This is a genomic window from uncultured Polaribacter sp., from assembly GCF_947497695.1.
Taxonomy (GTDB): domain Bacteria; phylum Bacteroidota; class Bacteroidia; order Flavobacteriales; family Flavobacteriaceae; genus Polaribacter.
Genome location: NZ_CANMHM010000011.1, coordinates 54,325 through 72,252 on the forward strand (window position 1 = coordinate 54,325; position 17,928 = coordinate 72,252).

Consider the following 17,928-nt stretch of genomic DNA (forward strand, 5'->3'; position numbering starts at 1 on the left):
TATGACAAAAATTACTGCAGCAATTACAGCTGTTGGGAAATACGTTCCTGATTATATTCTAACAAATAAAGAGTTAGAAACTTTGGTTGATACAAATGATGAATGGATTACTAGTAGAACAGGTATCAAAGAAAGACGAATATTAAAAGAAGAAGGTTTAGGTACTTCTTATCTTGCAATAAAAGCAGCACAAGAACTTATACAAAAATCAAATATAGACCCTACTGAAATAGATATGGTAATTTTGGGAACAGCAACACCAGATTTATTTGTAGCATCTACAGCAGCTTATGTGGCCTCTGAAATAGGTGCAGTAAATGCTTTTGGTTATGATTTACAAGCAGCATGTTCTAGTTTTTTGTACGGCATGTCTACAGCAGCAGCTTATATTGAGTCGGGTAGGTACAAAAAAGTATTATTGATTGGGGCTGATAAAATGTCTTCTATCATAGATTATAAAGACAGAGCTACTTGTATTATTTTTGGAGATGGTGCAGGAGCTGCATTATTTGAACCTAATACAGAAGGTTTAGGTTTACAAGACGAGTTTTTAAGAAGTGATGGAGTAGGTAGAGACTTTTTAAGAATTGAAGCTGGTGGATCTTTAATGCCAACCACTCAAAAAACCTTAGATGATAAAAAGCACTTTGTATATCAAGAAGGAAAAACTGTTTTTAAATATGCCGTTTCTAATATGGCAGAGGTTGCAGCAAAAATGTTAACTAGAAATAATCTTGAAGAAAGAGATATACAGTGGTTAGCAGCCCATCAAGCTAATAAAAGAATAATTGAAGCAACTGCTAAAAGGGTAGGAGTTTCATCAGAAAAAGTAATGATGAACATTCAAAATTACGGAAATACTACTTCTGCAACTTTACCTTTGTTATTAGCAGATTACGAAAATCAATTAAAAAAAGGAGATAATATAATTTTTGCTGCATTTGGTGGCGGTTTCACTTGGGGAGCTGCTTATGTAAAATGGGCGTATAATTCATAAAAAAATAACTAAACAATTATGAGTATGGATATTAAAGAAATTCAAAACCTTATAAAATTTGTAGCTAAATCTGGTGCAAGTGAGGTAAAGTTAGAAATGGAAGATGTAAAAATTACAATTAGAACAGGTTCTGGTAAAACAGAAACAACAATTCTTCAAGCAGCACCAATTGGTGGATTACCTCAAGCTGCTGCTCCTGTTGCTGCTGCGCCAATTGCAGTATCAGAAGTAGCAAAACCAAAAGTAGCAAGTGAAGATTCTAAATATATAACTGTAAAATCTCCAATTATCGGAACATTTTACAGAAAACCATCACCAGACAAACCTAATTTTGTTGAGGTAGGTACTGATATTTCTGAAGGAGATACTGTTTGTGTTATTGAAGCAATGAAACTTTTTAATGAAATAGAATCTGAAATTTCTGGAAAAGTTGTTAAAATATTAGTTGATGATTCTTCTCCTGTAGAATTTGACCAACCATTATTTTTGGTAGATCCATCTTAATTTTAGATCATTAGATTTCTAGATGTTTAGACTTAAACTCTAAATTGTCTAATAGTCAATTATTTAATTAATCTAAATTTAAAAAGATGTTTAAAAAAATATTAATTGCCAATAGAGGTGAAATAGCATTACGAGTTATTAGAACCTGTAAAGAAATGGGTATAAAAACTGTTGCAGTATACTCTACAGCAGATGCAGAAAGTTTACATGTTAGATTTGCTGATGAGGCTGTTTGTATTGGACCTGCACCCAGTTCAGAATCTTACCTAAAAATGTCTAACATTATTTCTGCAGCAGAAATTACAAATGCAGATGCTATCCATCCAGGTTATGGTTTTTTATCAGAAAACGCTAAATTTTCTAGTTTATGTGATGAACATAATATTAAGTTTATAGGAGCTTCAGGTAAAATGATTGACCAAATGGGAGATAAGGCCAATGCAAAATCTACAATGATTGCTGCAGGTGTACCTTGTGTTCCAGGTAGTGAAGGTGTAATAGTAAGTTTTAAAGATTGCCAAAAGGTTGCTCTAGCAACAGGTTATCCTGTTATGTTAAAAGCTTCAGCTGGAGGTGGAGGTAAAGGAATGCGTGCTGTTTGGAAAGAAGAAGATTTAAAAGATGCTTGGGATTCTGCAAGACACGAATCTAAAGCAGCATTTGGTAATGATGATATGTACATGGAAAAGCTTATTGAAGAGCCAAGACACATCGAAATTCAGATTGTGGGAGATTCTTTTGGAAAAGCATGTCATTTATCTGAAAGAGATTGTTCTGTTCAACGTCGTCATCAAAAATTAACTGAAGAAACTCCTTCTCCTTTTATGACAGACGAATTGAGAAATAGAATGGGGGATGCAGCTGTAAAAGCTGCAGAATTTATCAAATATGAAGGTGCAGGTACTGTAGAGTTTTTAGTTGATAAACACCGTAATTTCTTTTTTATGGAGATGAATACACGTATACAAGTAGAACATCCTATTACAGAAGAAGTTGTTAATTACGATTTAATAAGAGAACAGATTTTAGTAGCTGCAGGTGTACCAATTTCAGGTAAAAATTATTTTCCTCAAATGCACTCAATAGAATGTAGAATAAATGCTGAAGACCCATTTAATAATTTTAGACCAGCTCCAGGGAAAATTACAACTTTTCATGCTCCAGGAGGTCATGGAATTAGAATAGATACACATGTATATGCAGGTTATATGATTCCGCCAAATTACGATTCTATGATTGCTAAATTAATAACGACTGCTCAAACAAGAGAAGAAGCTATTAATAAAATGAAACGTGCTTTAGATGAATTTGTAATTGAAGGTATTAAAACAACAATTCCCTTTCACAGACAATTAATGGATCATCCAGATTATATTGCTGGAAATTACACCACAAAGTTTATGGAAGATTTTAAAATGAATTAGATTCTATCTTTATTTTAAATATTTTAGATAAAGAGAACACAATTTGTGTTCTCTTTTTTATTAGATTTTTAAAGAATTTAAGGATGCTATTATATTTATGATATTTTAAACGTTATTTACAATAAAATTTATTAAATATGTAAAGACATTTAAATTCTTTAAATTAGCACAAATAAGTAATAATAGATTAGTTTTTCTTATTCTTAACTTAAAACTTATTTAACTTTATAATTTTTTAAGTAAAACAATAAAAATGGAGACACCAAATTTAAACTATATAAGAGAACTTTCTGGTGGTGATATTAATTTCGAAGAAAGTATATTAAGTGTGTTAAAAAAGGAGTTTCCTAAAGAATTACTTATTTTTAAAGAGAATTTTGAACAAAAGCGATTTGAAGAAGTAGCTAATAACATTCATAAGTTTAAGCACAAAATAAGTATTTTAGGTTTTAAAAAAGGATTAGATTTAGCATCTGATTTTGAGAAAGAAATTAAAAAGGGTAATATAGAATTATATCAAGATTTTTTAGTTATTTTAGATAAAATTAGAGTATACCTAGAAAAGTATAACCCTACAAAAGTATGATGAATTGTATAATAATTGATGATGATGAAACTGCAAGGCTAATTATAAGGCAGTTGTGTAATAAGTCTAAACAAGTTAATGTCTTAGAGGATTTTAGTTCTGCTATAAGCGCAATTAAATATCTAAATTTTAATGAAGTCGATTTAATATTTTTAGATATTTATATGCCTTCATTTTCTGGTTTCGATTTTATACAAACATTAAAATCTCCACCCAAAATTATATTAACAACTTCAGATAAAAACTTTGCATTACAAGCTTTTGAATATGAGTCTGTAATAGATTTTTTAGTAAAACCAATTAAGGAAGAAAGATTTAACAAATCTTTACAAAAGGTTAGCTCAGTTAAAAAAATAAAAGTTACAAATAATACAGAAGACTCTAACTTTATGTATGTTAATGTAGATAAGCGTCTTGTTAAAATTAACATACCAGAAGTATATTATGTAGAGGCAAAAGGCGATTATATTAGTATTAAAGTAGAAAATAAAAGTTACTTGGTACATTCAACATTAAAAAAGATTGAAGAAAAATTACCTTCATCTTTATTTATTAGAGTTCATAGATCTTTTATTATTAATATTACAAAAATCATTGATATTGAAGATAATAGTGTTTTAATTCAAAAAGGAGTAATTCCTATAAGCAGATCTAATAAAAGTGAATTAATGAAAAGATTAAATTTACTTTAGTGCTGCTTTATACGTTAAGCTATTAATAAGGTGTTTTTTTTCTGATTAAAAAGGTTAACTTTTTCTTTAAATTAACAGCAAAATATTATCTAAAAAAAAGCGATTAAAGTTTATTTTAAACTTTAATCGCTTTGTATTTATAAATCTTCTACATTATAAAATGTTAGGGGGAAGACAGATTTGTAATACTGTAAAGATACAATATAATAAGTATTTCTAAAATTTCAGATCATTTCTAACACCTTACTTATTAACAATGTTTTCAACAATATTTTATTTTCCAAATAAATGCAACTCATTAAACTCTTTATCTATAACTATAGATTGTGTTTTATCTAAACTAGTCTCATTTAAAGTTGTTTCTACATTGTCTATTTGAATAGAGTTGATAGTAAAAGGTAAATTATGGAAAACAATCTTAAATTTACTGTAACCAGCATTAAAGTCTCCTCGTTTATGTTGCTGAATAATTAATTCTTCACTTTTACCTGTCACTTTAAAAGTACGCAAACTAAACCTTCCTTTCTTGTAATCATATCCATCATGTGCATCATCATATAATTTAGAAGATTCTTTTCCTTCTTTATAATAAACATCTAAAGTAATTTCTTCAAAATCTTTCTCACCAACATATTGTTGCACAGGATATTTAGGAATTACTGCACCCTCTTTAATAAATATAGGCATGCTATCTATATCTGCATCTACCCACATTTCTTTACCTCCTTCAACAAGTTCATCAGTCCAGAAATTGTACCATTTACCTTTAGGAACATACATTCGTCTTCCTTTAGCATTTGGTTCTTGAATTGGGCAAACTAAAATTTGTTCTCCATAAACAAACTCATCACTTCTATGATGTGTACTTGAATCTGCTTGGTCATATAAAACTAAAGACTTTAAAATCGGAGTTCCATCATTTATATAAGCCCAAAAAGCGGTGTATAAATAAGGTAAAAGTTGGTATCTAAGCTCCACAAATTTTCTTACAATATCTGTAATTTCATCACCAAAAACCCAAGGTTCTTGATCACCATGATCTCCAGAAGAGTGCACTCTACAAAAAGCATGAAAAATTCCTAATTGAATCCAACGAGCAAATAATTCTCCTTGTGGTTGTTCTGCAAAACCACCAATATCAGATCCTGCAAAAGAAAAACCAGACATTGCCATTCTTTGTGCTTGGTTATTAGCAATTGCAAGATGTTCCCATGTTGCAACGTTATCTCCCATCCAAGTAGAAGTATATCTTTGTGCACCAGAATAAGCAGATCTAGTAATTACAAAAGGTCTTTTTGGATAGGCATATTTTTTTAAACCATGATAGGTTGCACGCGCCATTTGTGTTCCATAAATATTATGTGCTTTTCTATGTGAACATGGGTTTCCATCATAATCATGACGTACATCATCTGGAAATGATTTATTGGGTACATCCATTACAGCTGGTTCATTCATGTCATTCCAAACACCTTTTACGCCAAAATCTTCAATTAATTCTTTAAACAAACCAGACCACCATTCTCTAACTTCTGGTTTTGTGTAATCAGGAAAGTAACATTGTCCTGGCCAAACTTTACCTTTCATGTAAGGACCATCTGCACGTTTACAAAAATAATCTTTGTCTAATGCTTCTTTAAAAACATCATATTCTAAATCTATTTTAATTCCTGGATCTATAATTACAACGGTTTTAAAACCATCATCTTCTAGTTCTTTTACCATTCTTTTAGGATCCGGAAAATATTCTTTATTCCATGTAAAGCAACGAAAACCATCCATGTAATCGATGTCTAAATAGATAGCATCACAAGGTATTTTTAAATCTCTAAAAGTATTTGTAACTTCCTTTACATTACTTTCTGGAAAGTAACTCCATTTACATTGATGAAAACCTAAAGCCCATAATGGAGGTAAGGCATGAGGTTTACCCGTTAAATCTGTGTAGTTTGCAACCACATCTTCCATTTGTGGTCCGTAAATAAAATAGTAATTCATTTCACCTCCTTGTGCCCAAAAACTGGTTACATTTCTTCTTTCATGTGCAAAATCGAAATGAGATTTAAAGGTGTTGTCAAAGAAAACTCCATAAGATTTTCCATCTTGCAGTGCAGTGTAAAAAGGGATTGCTTTATAAATAGGATCTGTATCTTTACCAAACGCATAAGAATCTGTAGCCCAATTTTCAAAACGTTTACCTTTAAGGTTTACATCTACAGGTTTATCACCTAAACCATAAAAGCTTTCTGCTCTTTGGCATACTTTACTCATTTTTACAATATCACCACCAAACTCGTAACTTTCTTCCCAATGAAAGCCTATTTCATCTTCATTAATTAATTTATTATCTAAAGCATCATACAATTTTACTTGTAAGCTACTTTTTTCTACTTTACATATTAATTTTGAAGTAGTAACAACATAATGTGTTTCTTCTTCTTTAACCTCTAAAAAGTTATATCCTCTACTAGCATGTATGGTAACTCCGTATGAAAAATCGTTTTCAAACTTACCAGTTGTACTATATCTAAAACGAATAACACTATCTCTTACAACAGTTAATTGTAGTATTACTCCGTTTTTTGTGGTAAAATGTAATTTATCTACATCTTTACTATAATTTATAATTTCTGTTGGAAATAAATTTCCTTTTTGTTCTAACTCTGTATTAACAATCATAATTTTGGTTGTTTATTTTGACTTTCAAAAATCGTAAAAGTTTGTAAAAATATAAAGTTTAACTTTCTTTTTTTACGATAACGTATTCGTCTGTTTTACACAAAAATATTGCTTATTTATTTAAAATTTAGGCAAAAAAAATATCATTTATAAAATGATAAAATTTTTCTTAAAGTCTTAAAAATGAAGTATTTTATTATGAAGTTTTAAATAATAATCCTCTTTTTTTATCATAATTGCATTCCGATAAAAAAAGAGGATTTAAAATTAAATATTATTTAAATTTAAATGCAATCATACCTAAAGGAGGTAAATTTAATTCGATAGAATTTGCTCTACCATTCCACTCTTTATGGTCTGATTCTAATTTGGTATTCTTAAAGTTTCCTGTTCCGTTATATTTTAAAGCATCACTATTAAATACAGCTTTTAATGTACCAGATTTTGGTAGACCTATTCTGTATCTTTCCCTTGGAACTGGCGTTAGATTTAGTATAACAATTATATTATCTTTTTCATTTTTACCTTTTCTAATGTAAGACATTACAGAATTTACGTGATCTCCATGATCTATCCATTCAAAACCTTCATAAGAAAACTGCTTTTGGTGTAAGGCAGGTTCTTTTTTGTAGAAGTTGTTTAAGTCTTTTACCAAAGTTTGTGCACCTTTATGAACATCATAATCTAGTAAATGCCAATCTAAACTTCCGTTAAAATTCCATTCACTCGTTTGTCCAAATTCGCCACCTTGAAACAATAATTTAGTTCCTGGATGCGTAAACATTAAGCTATATAGCATTCTTAAATTCCCGAATTTTTGCCATTCATCACCAGGCATTTTATCTACAATTGATTTTTTGCCATAAACCACTTCATCATGAGAAAGAGGCAACATAAAGTTTTCTGTAAAAGCATAATTTAAACTAAAAGTTAAATCGTTTTGGTGGTGTTTTCTATAGATAGGTTCTTTTTCAAAGTAGTCTAAAGTATCGTGCATCCAACCCATCATCCATTTCATTCCAAATCCTAAACCTCCATCGTAAATTGGTCTAGAAACTTGTGGGAAAGAAGTAGACTCTTCTGCAATTGTTTGAACATCTGGAAAAGATTCATAAACAGCAGCATTCATTTCTTTAATAAAATCAATAGCATCTAAATTTTCTCTCCCACCAAATTCATTAGGCTCCCATTCTCCTTCTTCTCTAGAATAGTCTAAAAATAACATAGAAGCAACAGCATCAACTCTTAAACCATCTGCATGATATTGATCTAACCAAAAAATGGCATTACTTATTAAAAATGCTTTTATTTCATTTCTACCATAATTAAAAATTAAACTTTTCCAATCTTGATGGTATCCTTTTCTTCTATCTGGATGTTCATATAAATGAGATCCATCAAAGAAACCTAACCCATGATCGTCTGATGGAAAATGAGAAGGTACCCAATCTAATAAAACACCGACTCCTTTTTCGTGGAATTTATCTACCAAATATTTAAATTCATCAGGATAACCAAAACGAGATGTTGGTGCAAAATAACCTGTTAATTGATACCCCCAACTTGGGTCATAAGGATACTCCATTATTGGCATAAATTCTACGTGTGTAAAATTCATTTCTGCTACATAATTTACCAAATCATCGGCTAATTCTCTATAACTTAAAAAACGATTTTCTTCAATTTGTTTTTTCCAAGACCCTAAATGAACTTCATAAACAGAAAAAGGTGCATCTAAAGCATTCTTTTTCTTTCTGTTTTTCATCCATTTTTTATCATTCCAAGCATAATCATCCTCCCAAACTTCTGAAGCCGTTTTTGGAGGGTGCTCACATCTTCTTGCAAAAGGATCTGCTTTTTCTGTAGTTATATCATTATTATTACTTCTAATTTTGTATTTGTAAACAGTTCCTTTGCCAATTTCGGGTATAAATCCTTCCCAAATTCCACTTCCATCCCAACGAACATTTAAGTGGTGTTCTCCTTCTAGCCAATAGTTAAAATCACCAACTACAGAAACGGATTTTGCACTAGGTGCCCAAACTGCAAAATAAGTCCCTTTTACACCATTTACTGAGATAATATGAGAACCAAATTTTTCATAAAGTCGATAATGTTTTCCTGCTTGAAAAAGATTGATATCAAATTCTGTAAAAAGACTGTGTGCTTTAGTTTGTGCCATAGTTGTATGTGTTCAAAAATGTTATCTTTTAAATAAGATAGATTTTTTTGTTTTATTTATTAATCTTAAAAATATGAAATGGTAAAGTAGCATGTAATTCTATATAATTCCATTCATGATACCAATTGTAGCAATTTCTTGTAACCAAGTCTTCAACTTCAATTTTCTGTCCATTATTTATTTTTAAATCTTGCAATGGTAATTGTACAGATCCAGTTTGTGTATTAAAAGCATCTAAACTAATAATAGTAATTGTTTCGTTGGTTCTGTCATCATTCCATTTATAAAAAGCAATAAGTTGATCATTGCCAGTTTCTAAAAACTGAATATTATTGGTTTGTTGGTAAGATTCATTTTCTTTTCTAATCTGATTAATTCTAGAAATAAGTGTTGTAACTTTATTTTCTTTGAACCAATCATAATGACAAAGTTGAAACTTTTCTGACATATAATATTCTTCCTTTCCTATGATAGGATTACTGATCATTTGTTCAAAAACAGGACCATAAATACCAATATTAGAACTTAAAGTAGCAGCTAAAGTATATCGTTGTAAATATTTACTTTCTGGTGCTCCCTGCAAATGAAACGGATTAATATCTGGTGTATTTGGCCAGAAATTTGGTCTCATGTATTCTTTTTGTTCTGTTTGAGTTAAATCATTCATATACTCAACGAGTTCATGCTTAGTGTCTCGCCAAGTAAAATAGGTGTAAGATTGTGTATACCCTTGTTTCGCTAGTTGTTGCATTACTTTTGGTCTTGTAAAAGCTTCTGCTAAAAATAAAACATCAGGATGCTTTTTCTTTACTTCTGCAATAATCCAACCCCAAAAAAAGTAAGGTTTTGTGTGAGGATTATCAACTCTAAAAACGTTTATTCCACAATCTATCCAGTAAAATAAAGTGTCTAAACATTCTTTCCAAAGGTTTTTAAAATCTTTACTTTCCCAATAAATAGGAAGAATATCTTGATATTTTTTCGGCGGATTTTCTGCATATTGCACAGTTCCATCAGGTCTCCATTTAAACCAATCTGGATGTTCTTTTACCCAAGGATGATCTGGTGCAGCTTGCAATGCATAATCCATAGCAACTTCAATACCCAACTCTTTTGCTTTTGCAATTAGATTTTTAAAATCTTCTAGTGACCCTAGTTCTGGGTGTAAATCTTTATGACCTCCATGTTTAGAACCAATTCCCCAAGTAGAACCAACATCACCATTTTGTGCAACAGTTGTGTTGTTTTTTCCTTTTCTATTTACTTCTCCAATAGGATGAACAGGAGGGAAGTATAAAGTATCAAATCCCATTTGAGCAATTCTTGGTAATAATCTGTGACAATCATTAAAAGTACCATGTTTTCCTTCTTGCTCAGAAGCAGAACGAGGGAAAAACTCATACCAAGTACTAAATCTTGCTTTTTTTCTATCTACATAAACTTTATATTCTACAGAAGTTTCAGTTAAAAACTTTTCTGGGTAGTTTTTTAAAATAGCTGTTAGTTTATCTGAGGTAGCTTCTTTAATAGCTTCTGCATAAGTTTCACTATTTTTAAAAATAAATATTAAATGAAGTAAATAATTCTTTTCTTCTAATGATACTTTTTTAGTAATTGATGAAAGCAGTTCTGCTCCTTCTAAAAGTTCTGAGTTGACATGTTGAGAATCATCAATTTTACGTTCTAAACCATGTTGCCAGTTTAAAAGATAATCGACCCAACCTTCAATTTTATAAGAATAAAAACCTTGTTTTGTTGTTTGAAAACTTGCCGAGTATTCATCATTAAATGTAGGAGACATTCTAATCTCCGACCATTTTTTTTCTTTTTCGTGTTTATATAATAAACTAGCTTGTAGCACATCATGTCCATCAACAAGAACATCTGCTGTTACATTTACAATTTCATCAACAACACGCTTAATATTTATTGTTCCTTGGTTTATTTGTGGAGCAATATTTTCTACTACAATTCTACTTTGTTTTTGCATTAATTTGGTAATTTATAATAATAAAAAAGTAACAATTTTATGTTATCCTATATTTGTTCCTTTAGGAATAGTAGCATCTTTTTTAATAACTACAATTCCGTCTTTTACCATATAAGTATCCGTTTCTGTATCATCTATATGTTTTCCACCATTAATTCTTACATCATCTCCAATCCTACAGTTTTTATCTACAATACAATTATGTATGTAGCATCTGTCACCAATTCCCATCATAATTTCTATGCTGTTATTGGCAACTTCTTCTAGAGATTCATAGTAATCATTCCCCATCATATAAGTATTAGAAATTAATGAATTTTTACCAATTCTAGAACGAATACCAATTACAGCTCTGTCTATTTTTTCTGCTTGTATAATACAACCATCACCAATTACAGCCTTATTTAAAATAGTTCCAGAAATTTTAGAAGTTGGTAATATTCTTGGTCTTGTGTAAATACCTTTATCATTGTTATATAAATTAAATTGTGGTACATCATCAGTTAAGCCCAAATTTGCTTCAAAGAAAGAGTCTATTGTACCAATATCTTCCCAATAACCATCATATTGATAACTTAATGTTTTGTGTTTATTGATTGCTTGTGGAATTATTTCGCCCCCAAAATCATTCGTATCTGGGTTTTCCATTAACTTAATTAGTAAATCTCTATTAAAAATATAGATTCCCATAGAAGCTAAATAATCTCTTTTTTGTGCTTTCATTTCTGCACCAACATCAGAAGTCCAATCTGGTAATAATTTTGCTGCTGGTTTCTCTATAAAAGAAGTAATTATGTTTTCGTTGTTTGTCTTTAATAGTCCAAATGAAGTAGCGTCTTTAGCATTAACAGGATAGGTTGCAATAGATATTTCTGCTCCACTTTCTTCGTGTTTTTGAATCATATCATTAAAATCCATTTGATACAATTGATCACCAGAAAGTATTAAAGCATATTCAAAATCATTGGCTAAAAAATGTTGCATACTTTGTCTAACAGCATCTGCAGTTCCTTGAAACCATTTATCACTTTTCATAGTTTGCTCTGCTGCTAATACATCAACAAAAGCAGAACTGAAAAAACTAAAGTGATATGTGTTTTTAATATGAGCATTTAAAGAGGCAGAATTAAACTGTGTTAAAACATACATTCTTTTTATGTCAGAGTTGATGCAATTTGAGATTGGAATATCTACTAAACGATACTTACCTGCAATAGGGACAGCTGGTTTGGATCTATCTTTTGTTAGTGGATATAATCTAGATCCTTGTCCTCCTCCTAATATAATCCCTAGTACTTTATTATTTATCATTGCTTTATTTTTTTAGTGACATATATAATTCTTCTACTTGTTTTGCTATGGATATCCAATCAAAATGTTCTTCTACTCTTTTTCTACCTTTTTGAGCCATCGTTTTTCGTAACTTAGGATCACTAATAACTTTATTAATCCCTTCTGCTAAATCTTTAGCAAACTTGTCTGGGTTTATAGGTTCAAAAGGAGCAGCGTCTTGTTGTTCTACAGGTATTAAAAAACCAGTTTCTCCATGAACTACAACTTCTTTAATGCCTCCAACTGAACTTGCAACAACAGCTGTATCACAAGCCATAGCTTCAATATTAATAATACCAAAAGGTTCATAAATTGATGGGCAACAAAATACATCAGCATGAGAGTATAATTGTATGATTTCTTCTTTAGTAACCATTTTATCAATCCAGATGACGTTTTTACGCGTTTTTTTAACTTCTTTTACAGCATCTTCCATTTCTTTGCCAATTTCAGGCGTATCTGGTGCACCCGCACAAAGTACTATTTGAGTATCTGCATCTATATATTTGATGGCATTTACCAAATGAATAATTCCTTTTTGTCTTGTAATTCTACCAACAAAAAGGACATAAGGTTTGTTTTTATCAATACCATATTCATCTAAGGTAGAGGTTTCTTGAGTAGTAATGTATTGTTGTAAGTTGATGCCATTGTAAATAACTTTAATTTTCTTTTCGTCAACATCAAAATGTTTTAAAACATCTTCTTTAGTTTCTTCAGAAACAGCAATTAATGCATCCGCCATTTCAATGGCTGTTTTTTCAATCCAAGAAGAAGTGTCGTAACCACGGCCTAATTGTTCTCTTTTCCAAGGGCGTAAAGGTTCTAAAGAATGAGTTGTAATTACTAGAGGAATTCCATAACACAGTTTTGCGACAATTCCTGCAAAATGTGAATACCAAGTATGGCAATGAATTACATCTGCATCAATTGGTTCAGCATTCATATGAAGCCCTGTACTTAAAGTCTTAAAGATAGCTTTAAGTTTATCTTCAGAATTATCAAATGTTGGGTTATCATAAGGAAATCCTTTAACAGTTAAGTTTTTACTTACGTTATCTTGGTCTCCAAAACAGCGAACATCAACTTTCATTAGTTTAGATAATTCTGCTGCCAGATATTCTACATGAACACCTGCACCACCATAAACATAAGGAGGAAATTCTCTAGTATAAAAAAGGGCTTTCATAAAATTATAATAATTATTTTGATTGATTTTTAAGTATCCTAAGTTACAAAATTCTTAATCAATTTACTAAATAATATTACTATTTATTTTCTGAAGTATAAATTTTATGAAATTGGTAATTTTATGATGAAATTTAGAATTATTTTTAATAATATCTAAGAGTTTAAAGTTGTCTTTAAAGCAATCTTAAATTAACTATTTCTTTGTTTGTTAATTTCGTCTTGTAGTTTTCTTCGAAGCTTTTGTTCTTTTTCTAGCGTGTTCTTTCTATGTTTTTCAAATTCTTGTTCTATATCAGATAAATTATTTTGTGCTTCCTTTGTTAAAATATTACTTCTTAAAAATTTAAAAACAAAGTAAGATAATCCTAAAAGTAATACAATTATAATGCTCCAAAGTAAAAGGTTATAAGTTATTTTACTTAGTTGCATGCCAAAAAGCGAAATAGAGTTCTCGCTTTCTAAAGTAGTATCTAAATCTAATTTAGTTTTTCTTAAAAGTTCTTTTGTTTGTTTAATGCTATTTCTTTCAGTAATTAATAAGTTTTCTTTTTCAGAAATCATCTTTTTTAATGATTTAACAGAATCTAAAACGTTTTGTTTCAGTTGTAGAAATTTATCTTTACTGATTACTTTGTAAGTTTGATAATTTGTTGACGTTCTATTGATTTTATTAAACTGACCATCTAGAGATGTATCTTCAATTACTGCTTCTTGAGCAAAGTTTGTTAACGTTGCTATAATTATTAAAAAGGTAGCTAGGTATAGTTTCATAATTTTTTTTTTAGTAATTTAAAAGAATAAATATATTAAAAAAACCCAAACAAATATGTCTGGGTTTTTAGTATAAGCAAGTAATTTATATTTATTTTATTTTCTCTACAACTGCCTTAAAAGCGTCTGGGTTGTTTACAGCTAAATCTGCTAAAACCTTACGGTTTAATTCGATTTGGTTAGCTTTTACTTTTCCCATAAACTGAGAGTAAGACATTCCGTGTAAACGAGCTGCAGCGTTAATACGTACAATCCATAAAGAACGAAAGTTTCTTTTATTATTTTTACGGTCACGGTATGCATAAAGCATTCCTTTTTCAACCGCATTTTTTGCTACTGTGTAAACGTTTTTTCTACGTCCAAAGTAACCTTTTGCTGCCTTCAAGATTTTTTTTCTTCTTTTTCTTGAGGCTACTGAATTTACTGATCTTGGCATAATTTCAATGTGTTTTGTAGTGAGCGACGTTACGAACGTACTTTTAATTAAAAATGATTTTTAATTGCTACATTACATGGTTAATAATTAAATTTCCTGTTTTAAACTTATTTTAAGTTTAATTGTTGCTTGATATTCGCTTCATCAGACTTATGTACTAATGTAGAGTGTGTCAAGGCTAGCTTACGTTTTTTAGACTTCTTTGTTAAAATATGGCTTTTAAACGCGTGCTTTCTTTTTAATTTTCCAGTACCAGTAACTTTAAATCGTTTTTTGGCGCTAGATTTGGTTTTCATTTTAGGCATTTCTCCTTCGTTTTAACTTGCTTAATATTATGTAAATCAACAATTTTCAGTGATACTGAGCTTGTCGAAGTATTATTTCACTTTTTTTGGAGCAATAAACATAATCATACGTTTACCTTCTAATTTTGGCAACTGTTCAACCTTTCCATATTCTTCTAGTTCTTGGGCTAATTTTAATAATAAAATTTGTCCTTGTTCTTTAAAAATAATAGAACGTCCTTTAAAAAATACAAATGCTTTTAATTTGGCACCTTCTTGTAAGAATTTAACAGCATGCTTCTTTTTAAATTCATAATCATGCTCATCTGTTTGAGGACCAAAACGTATTTCCTTAATCGTTACCTTTGTAGCTTTAGATTTTAAAGCTTTTTCTCGCTTCTTTTGCTCATACAAGAATTTCTTGTAATCAATAATTTTACAAACAGGTGGTTTTGCTTTTGGTGATATCTCAACCAAATCTAATTCCTGTTCTCTGGCCATTTCCTTAGCTTTATCTAAAGCATAAACACCAACTTCAACATTATCGCCCACAAGACGAACTTCGTCAACATATCTTATTTTTTCATTAATTCTATGTTGATCTTCTTTGATTACTCTTAATGGTCTTCTCGACCTGCTTCTACGAATTGCTATGACTTCTGTATTTAAATTTAACGTATAGTTGTTTTACCAACTCTTATTTTTTAATTGAATCTTCAAATTTAATTAAAATTTCTTCAATGTTTTGCTTTCTTCTGTTTTTATTAAAGAAATAAATTCTTTAATCGAAAACGTTCCAAGATCTCCTTCTCCATGTCTTCTAATAGAAACGGTGTTATCTTGTTCTTCTTTTTCTCCTATAACAACCATAAAAGGTATTTTACTAACTTCAGCATCTCTAATTTTGCGTCCAGTTTTTTCACTTCGGTTATCAATCAGGGCGCGAATTTCGGAATTTTCTAACGATTCTAAAACTTTTTCCGAATATTTTTGATATTTATCACTGATTGGCAATAAGATAACTTGATCAGGTGTCAGCCAAAGAGGGAAGTTTCCTCCTGTGTGTTCTAGCAATACTGCAATAAAACGTTCCATAGAACCAAAAGGTGCTCTGTGAATCATTACAGGTCTGTGTAGTTGATTATCTGCTCCTTTATAGGTCAAATCGAAACGTTTTGGCAAATTATAGTCAACTTGTATCGTTCCAAGTTGCCAACTTCTTCCTAAAGCATCCTTTACCATAAAGTCTAATTTTGGTCCATAAAAGGCAGCTTCTCCTTCTTCAATTATAAAATCTAAACCTTTATCTGTAGCAGCACTGATAATTGCATTTTCAGCAATTTCCCAAGTTTCGGTATCTCCTATATATTTATCTGGGTTACTTTTATCTCTAATAGAAACTTGAGCAGTAAAATCTTCAAAACCTAATGAACCAAAAACATATAGTACTAAATCTATTACTTCTTTAAATTCTTGATCTAGTTGTTCTGGTGTACAAAAAATATGAGCATCATCTTGAGTAAAACCTCTAACACGTGTTAACCCATGTAATTCTCCACTCTGTTCATATCTATATACTGTTCCAAATTCTGCAAAACGTTTTGGTAAATCTTTATAAGAATAAGGTTTAAAGTTATAAACCTCACAATGATGTGGGCAGTTCATTGGTTTTAATAAAAACTCTTCATCCATTTTGGGAGTTTTTATTGCCTGAAAACTATCAGCACCATATTTTTCATAATGACCAGAAGTAACATATAATTCTTTTTGGCCAATATGTGGTGTCATTACCATTTCATAACCGGCCTTTTTCTGAGCTCTTTTTAAAAAGTCTTCTAAACGCCCTCTTAAAGCAGCACCTTTAGGTAACCACAAAGGCAAACCTTGTCCTACTTTTTGAGAAAATGTAAATAACTCTAACTCTTTACCTAGTTTTCTGTGATCTCTCTTCTTAGCCTCTTCTAATAATTCTAGGTATTCAGTTAACATTTTTTGCTTCGGAAAACTAATTCCGTAAATACGCGTTAACTGATTGTTTTTCTCATCACCACGCCAATAGGCACCAGCAACACTCATTACTTTAATTGCTTTTATAATGCCAGTATTAGGTACATGGCCTCCTCTACATAAATCTGTAAAGTCACTATGGTCGCAAAAAGTAATCTCTCCGTCAGTTAAGTTTTCAATTAACTCAACTTTATATTCATTGTTTTCTCTTTTGTATAAAGATAAAGCATCCGCTTTAGAAACCGATCGCAAAGAAAAAGTATGTTTTCCACGAGCAATATCCAAGAATTTCTTCTCAATAGTAGAAAAATCTTTATCAGAAATAACATCATCCCCTAAGTCAATATCATAATAAAACCCATTTTCAATAGCTGGTCCAATGGTTAATTTAGCTTTCGGATAAAAACTTAAAATAGCTTCTGCTAAAACATGTGCAGATGAATGCCAAAAAGCTTTCTTACCACCATCATCATTAAACGTGTATAAAATTAAAGAACCATCTTTGGTTAATGGGGTAGTGGTTTCAACAGTTACGTCGTTAAAGTTTGCAGATATTACGTTTCTAGCAAACCCTTCACTAATGCTTTTAGCAACATCCATCGGAGTGCTATTTCTAGCAAACTCCTTAATAGTCCCGTCAGGTAAAGTAATTTTAATCATTTAAAGTATAATATTTAAGGATGCAAAGATATTAGAAAAAATATTTAACACAATATATATACGTACTTATTAATGAATGATTTTTTTTAGGGTGTTCCAACGCCAAAAAAGGCGTTGTCGGGCTATCCACTATATCTTTTTTCAATTTTTTCTGCTATTGCATCAAAAACAAAAAAAAGGATGCCGTTTCTAT

The 17,928-nt window shown here is 30.4% G+C and carries 15 protein-coding genes; 5 read left to right on the forward strand and 10 right to left on the reverse strand.

The genetic code is table 11. The features are described from left to right. Position 1 precedes the first annotated feature (1 nt). The 5 genes from Q0731_RS10915 (at position 2) to Q0731_RS10935 (ending at position 4,203) form a co-directional block, all read left to right on the forward strand. Complete coding sequence (locus Q0731_RS10915; RefSeq protein WP_299063946.1) at positions 2 to 997, forward strand: beta-ketoacyl-ACP synthase III; 996 nt, start codon at positions 2 to 4, stop codon at positions 995 to 997. Positions 998 to 1,021: 24 nt separating this feature from the next. Next, positions 1,022 to 1,501, forward strand: a complete 480-nt coding sequence (gene accB, locus Q0731_RS10920; protein ID WP_299063949.1) for an acetyl-CoA carboxylase biotin carboxyl carrier protein — start codon at positions 1,022 to 1,024, stop codon at positions 1,499 to 1,501. Positions 1,502 to 1,587: 86 nt separating this feature from the next. Then, positions 1,588 to 2,925, forward strand: coding sequence for an acetyl-CoA carboxylase biotin carboxylase subunit (accC, locus tag Q0731_RS10925; RefSeq protein ID WP_299063951.1), 1,338 nt, complete (start codon positions 1,588 to 1,590; stop codon positions 2,923 to 2,925). 253 nt (positions 2,926 to 3,178) lie between these two features. Beyond that, positions 3,179 to 3,511 carry an Hpt domain-containing protein gene (locus tag Q0731_RS10930; RefSeq protein WP_299063953.1) on the forward strand — a complete coding sequence of 111 codons (333 nt, stop codon included), beginning with the start codon at positions 3,179 to 3,181 and terminating at the stop codon, positions 3,509 to 3,511. Next, positions 3,511 to 4,203 (forward strand): LytTR family DNA-binding domain-containing protein, encoded by a 693-nt coding sequence (locus Q0731_RS10935; RefSeq protein ID WP_299063955.1) that lies wholly within the window; start codon positions 3,511 to 3,513, stop codon positions 4,201 to 4,203. Before Q0731_RS10930 ends, Q0731_RS10935 begins: the two co-directional genes overlap by 1 nt. A gap of 273 nt (positions 4,204 to 4,476) precedes the next feature. On the opposite strand, the gene Q0731_RS10940 is transcribed toward Q0731_RS10935, so the two are convergent. The 10 genes from Q0731_RS10940 to thrS form a co-directional block, all read right to left on the reverse strand. Continuing rightward, positions 4,477 to 6,882 carry a glycoside hydrolase family 31 protein gene (locus Q0731_RS10940; protein WP_299063957.1) on the reverse strand — a complete coding sequence of 802 codons (2,406 nt, stop codon included), beginning with the start codon at positions 6,880 to 6,882 and terminating at the stop codon, positions 4,477 to 4,479. Positions 6,883 to 7,156: 274 nt separating this feature from the next. Then, entirely contained in the window at positions 7,157 to 9,064 is a 1,908-nt protein-coding gene (gene glgB / locus Q0731_RS10945; RefSeq protein WP_299063960.1) for a 1,4-alpha-glucan branching protein GlgB, read from the reverse strand. A gap of 52 nt (positions 9,065 to 9,116) precedes the next feature. After that, the gene (locus Q0731_RS10950) at positions 9,117 to 11,054 is read right to left on the reverse strand and encodes an alpha-1,4-glucan--maltose-1-phosphate maltosyltransferase (RefSeq protein WP_299063963.1); all 1,938 of its coding nucleotides are present in this window, start codon (positions 11,052 to 11,054) and stop codon (positions 9,117 to 9,119) included. Between the two features lie 42 nt (positions 11,055 to 11,096). Next, positions 11,097 to 12,365 (reverse strand): glucose-1-phosphate adenylyltransferase, encoded by a 1,269-nt coding sequence (locus Q0731_RS10955; RefSeq protein ID WP_299063966.1) that lies wholly within the window; start codon positions 12,363 to 12,365, stop codon positions 11,097 to 11,099. 4 nt (positions 12,366 to 12,369) lie between these two features. Continuing rightward, positions 12,370 to 13,575, reverse strand: coding sequence for a glycogen synthase (gene glgA / locus Q0731_RS10960; RefSeq protein WP_299063969.1), 1,206 nt, complete (start codon positions 13,573 to 13,575; stop codon positions 12,370 to 12,372). A gap of 191 nt (positions 13,576 to 13,766) precedes the next feature. Next, a complete protein-coding gene (locus Q0731_RS10965) occupies positions 13,767 to 14,348 on the reverse strand; it encodes a hypothetical protein (protein WP_299063972.1) in 582 nt (193 codons plus the stop codon). A gap of 91 nt (positions 14,349 to 14,439) precedes the next feature. Beyond that, the gene (rplT, locus tag Q0731_RS10970; RefSeq protein ID WP_068450935.1) at positions 14,440 to 14,784 is read right to left on the reverse strand and encodes a 50S ribosomal protein L20; all 345 of its coding nucleotides are present in this window, start codon (positions 14,782 to 14,784) and stop codon (positions 14,440 to 14,442) included. A 107-nt stretch (positions 14,785 to 14,891) separates the two neighbouring features. Beyond that, complete coding sequence (gene rpmI / locus Q0731_RS10975; protein WP_298767615.1) at positions 14,892 to 15,089, reverse strand: 50S ribosomal protein L35; 198 nt, start codon at positions 15,087 to 15,089, stop codon at positions 14,892 to 14,894. Positions 15,090 to 15,161: 72 nt separating this feature from the next. Beyond that, positions 15,162 to 15,680, reverse strand: coding sequence for a translation initiation factor IF-3 (gene infC / locus Q0731_RS10980; RefSeq protein WP_299063982.1), 519 nt, complete (start codon positions 15,678 to 15,680; stop codon positions 15,162 to 15,164). A 114-nt stretch (positions 15,681 to 15,794) separates the two neighbouring features. Next, positions 15,795 to 17,735 (reverse strand): threonine--tRNA ligase, encoded by a 1,941-nt coding sequence (gene thrS / locus Q0731_RS10985; RefSeq protein WP_299063976.1) that lies wholly within the window; start codon positions 17,733 to 17,735, stop codon positions 15,795 to 15,797. Positions 17,736 to 17,928 lie beyond the last annotated feature (193 nt).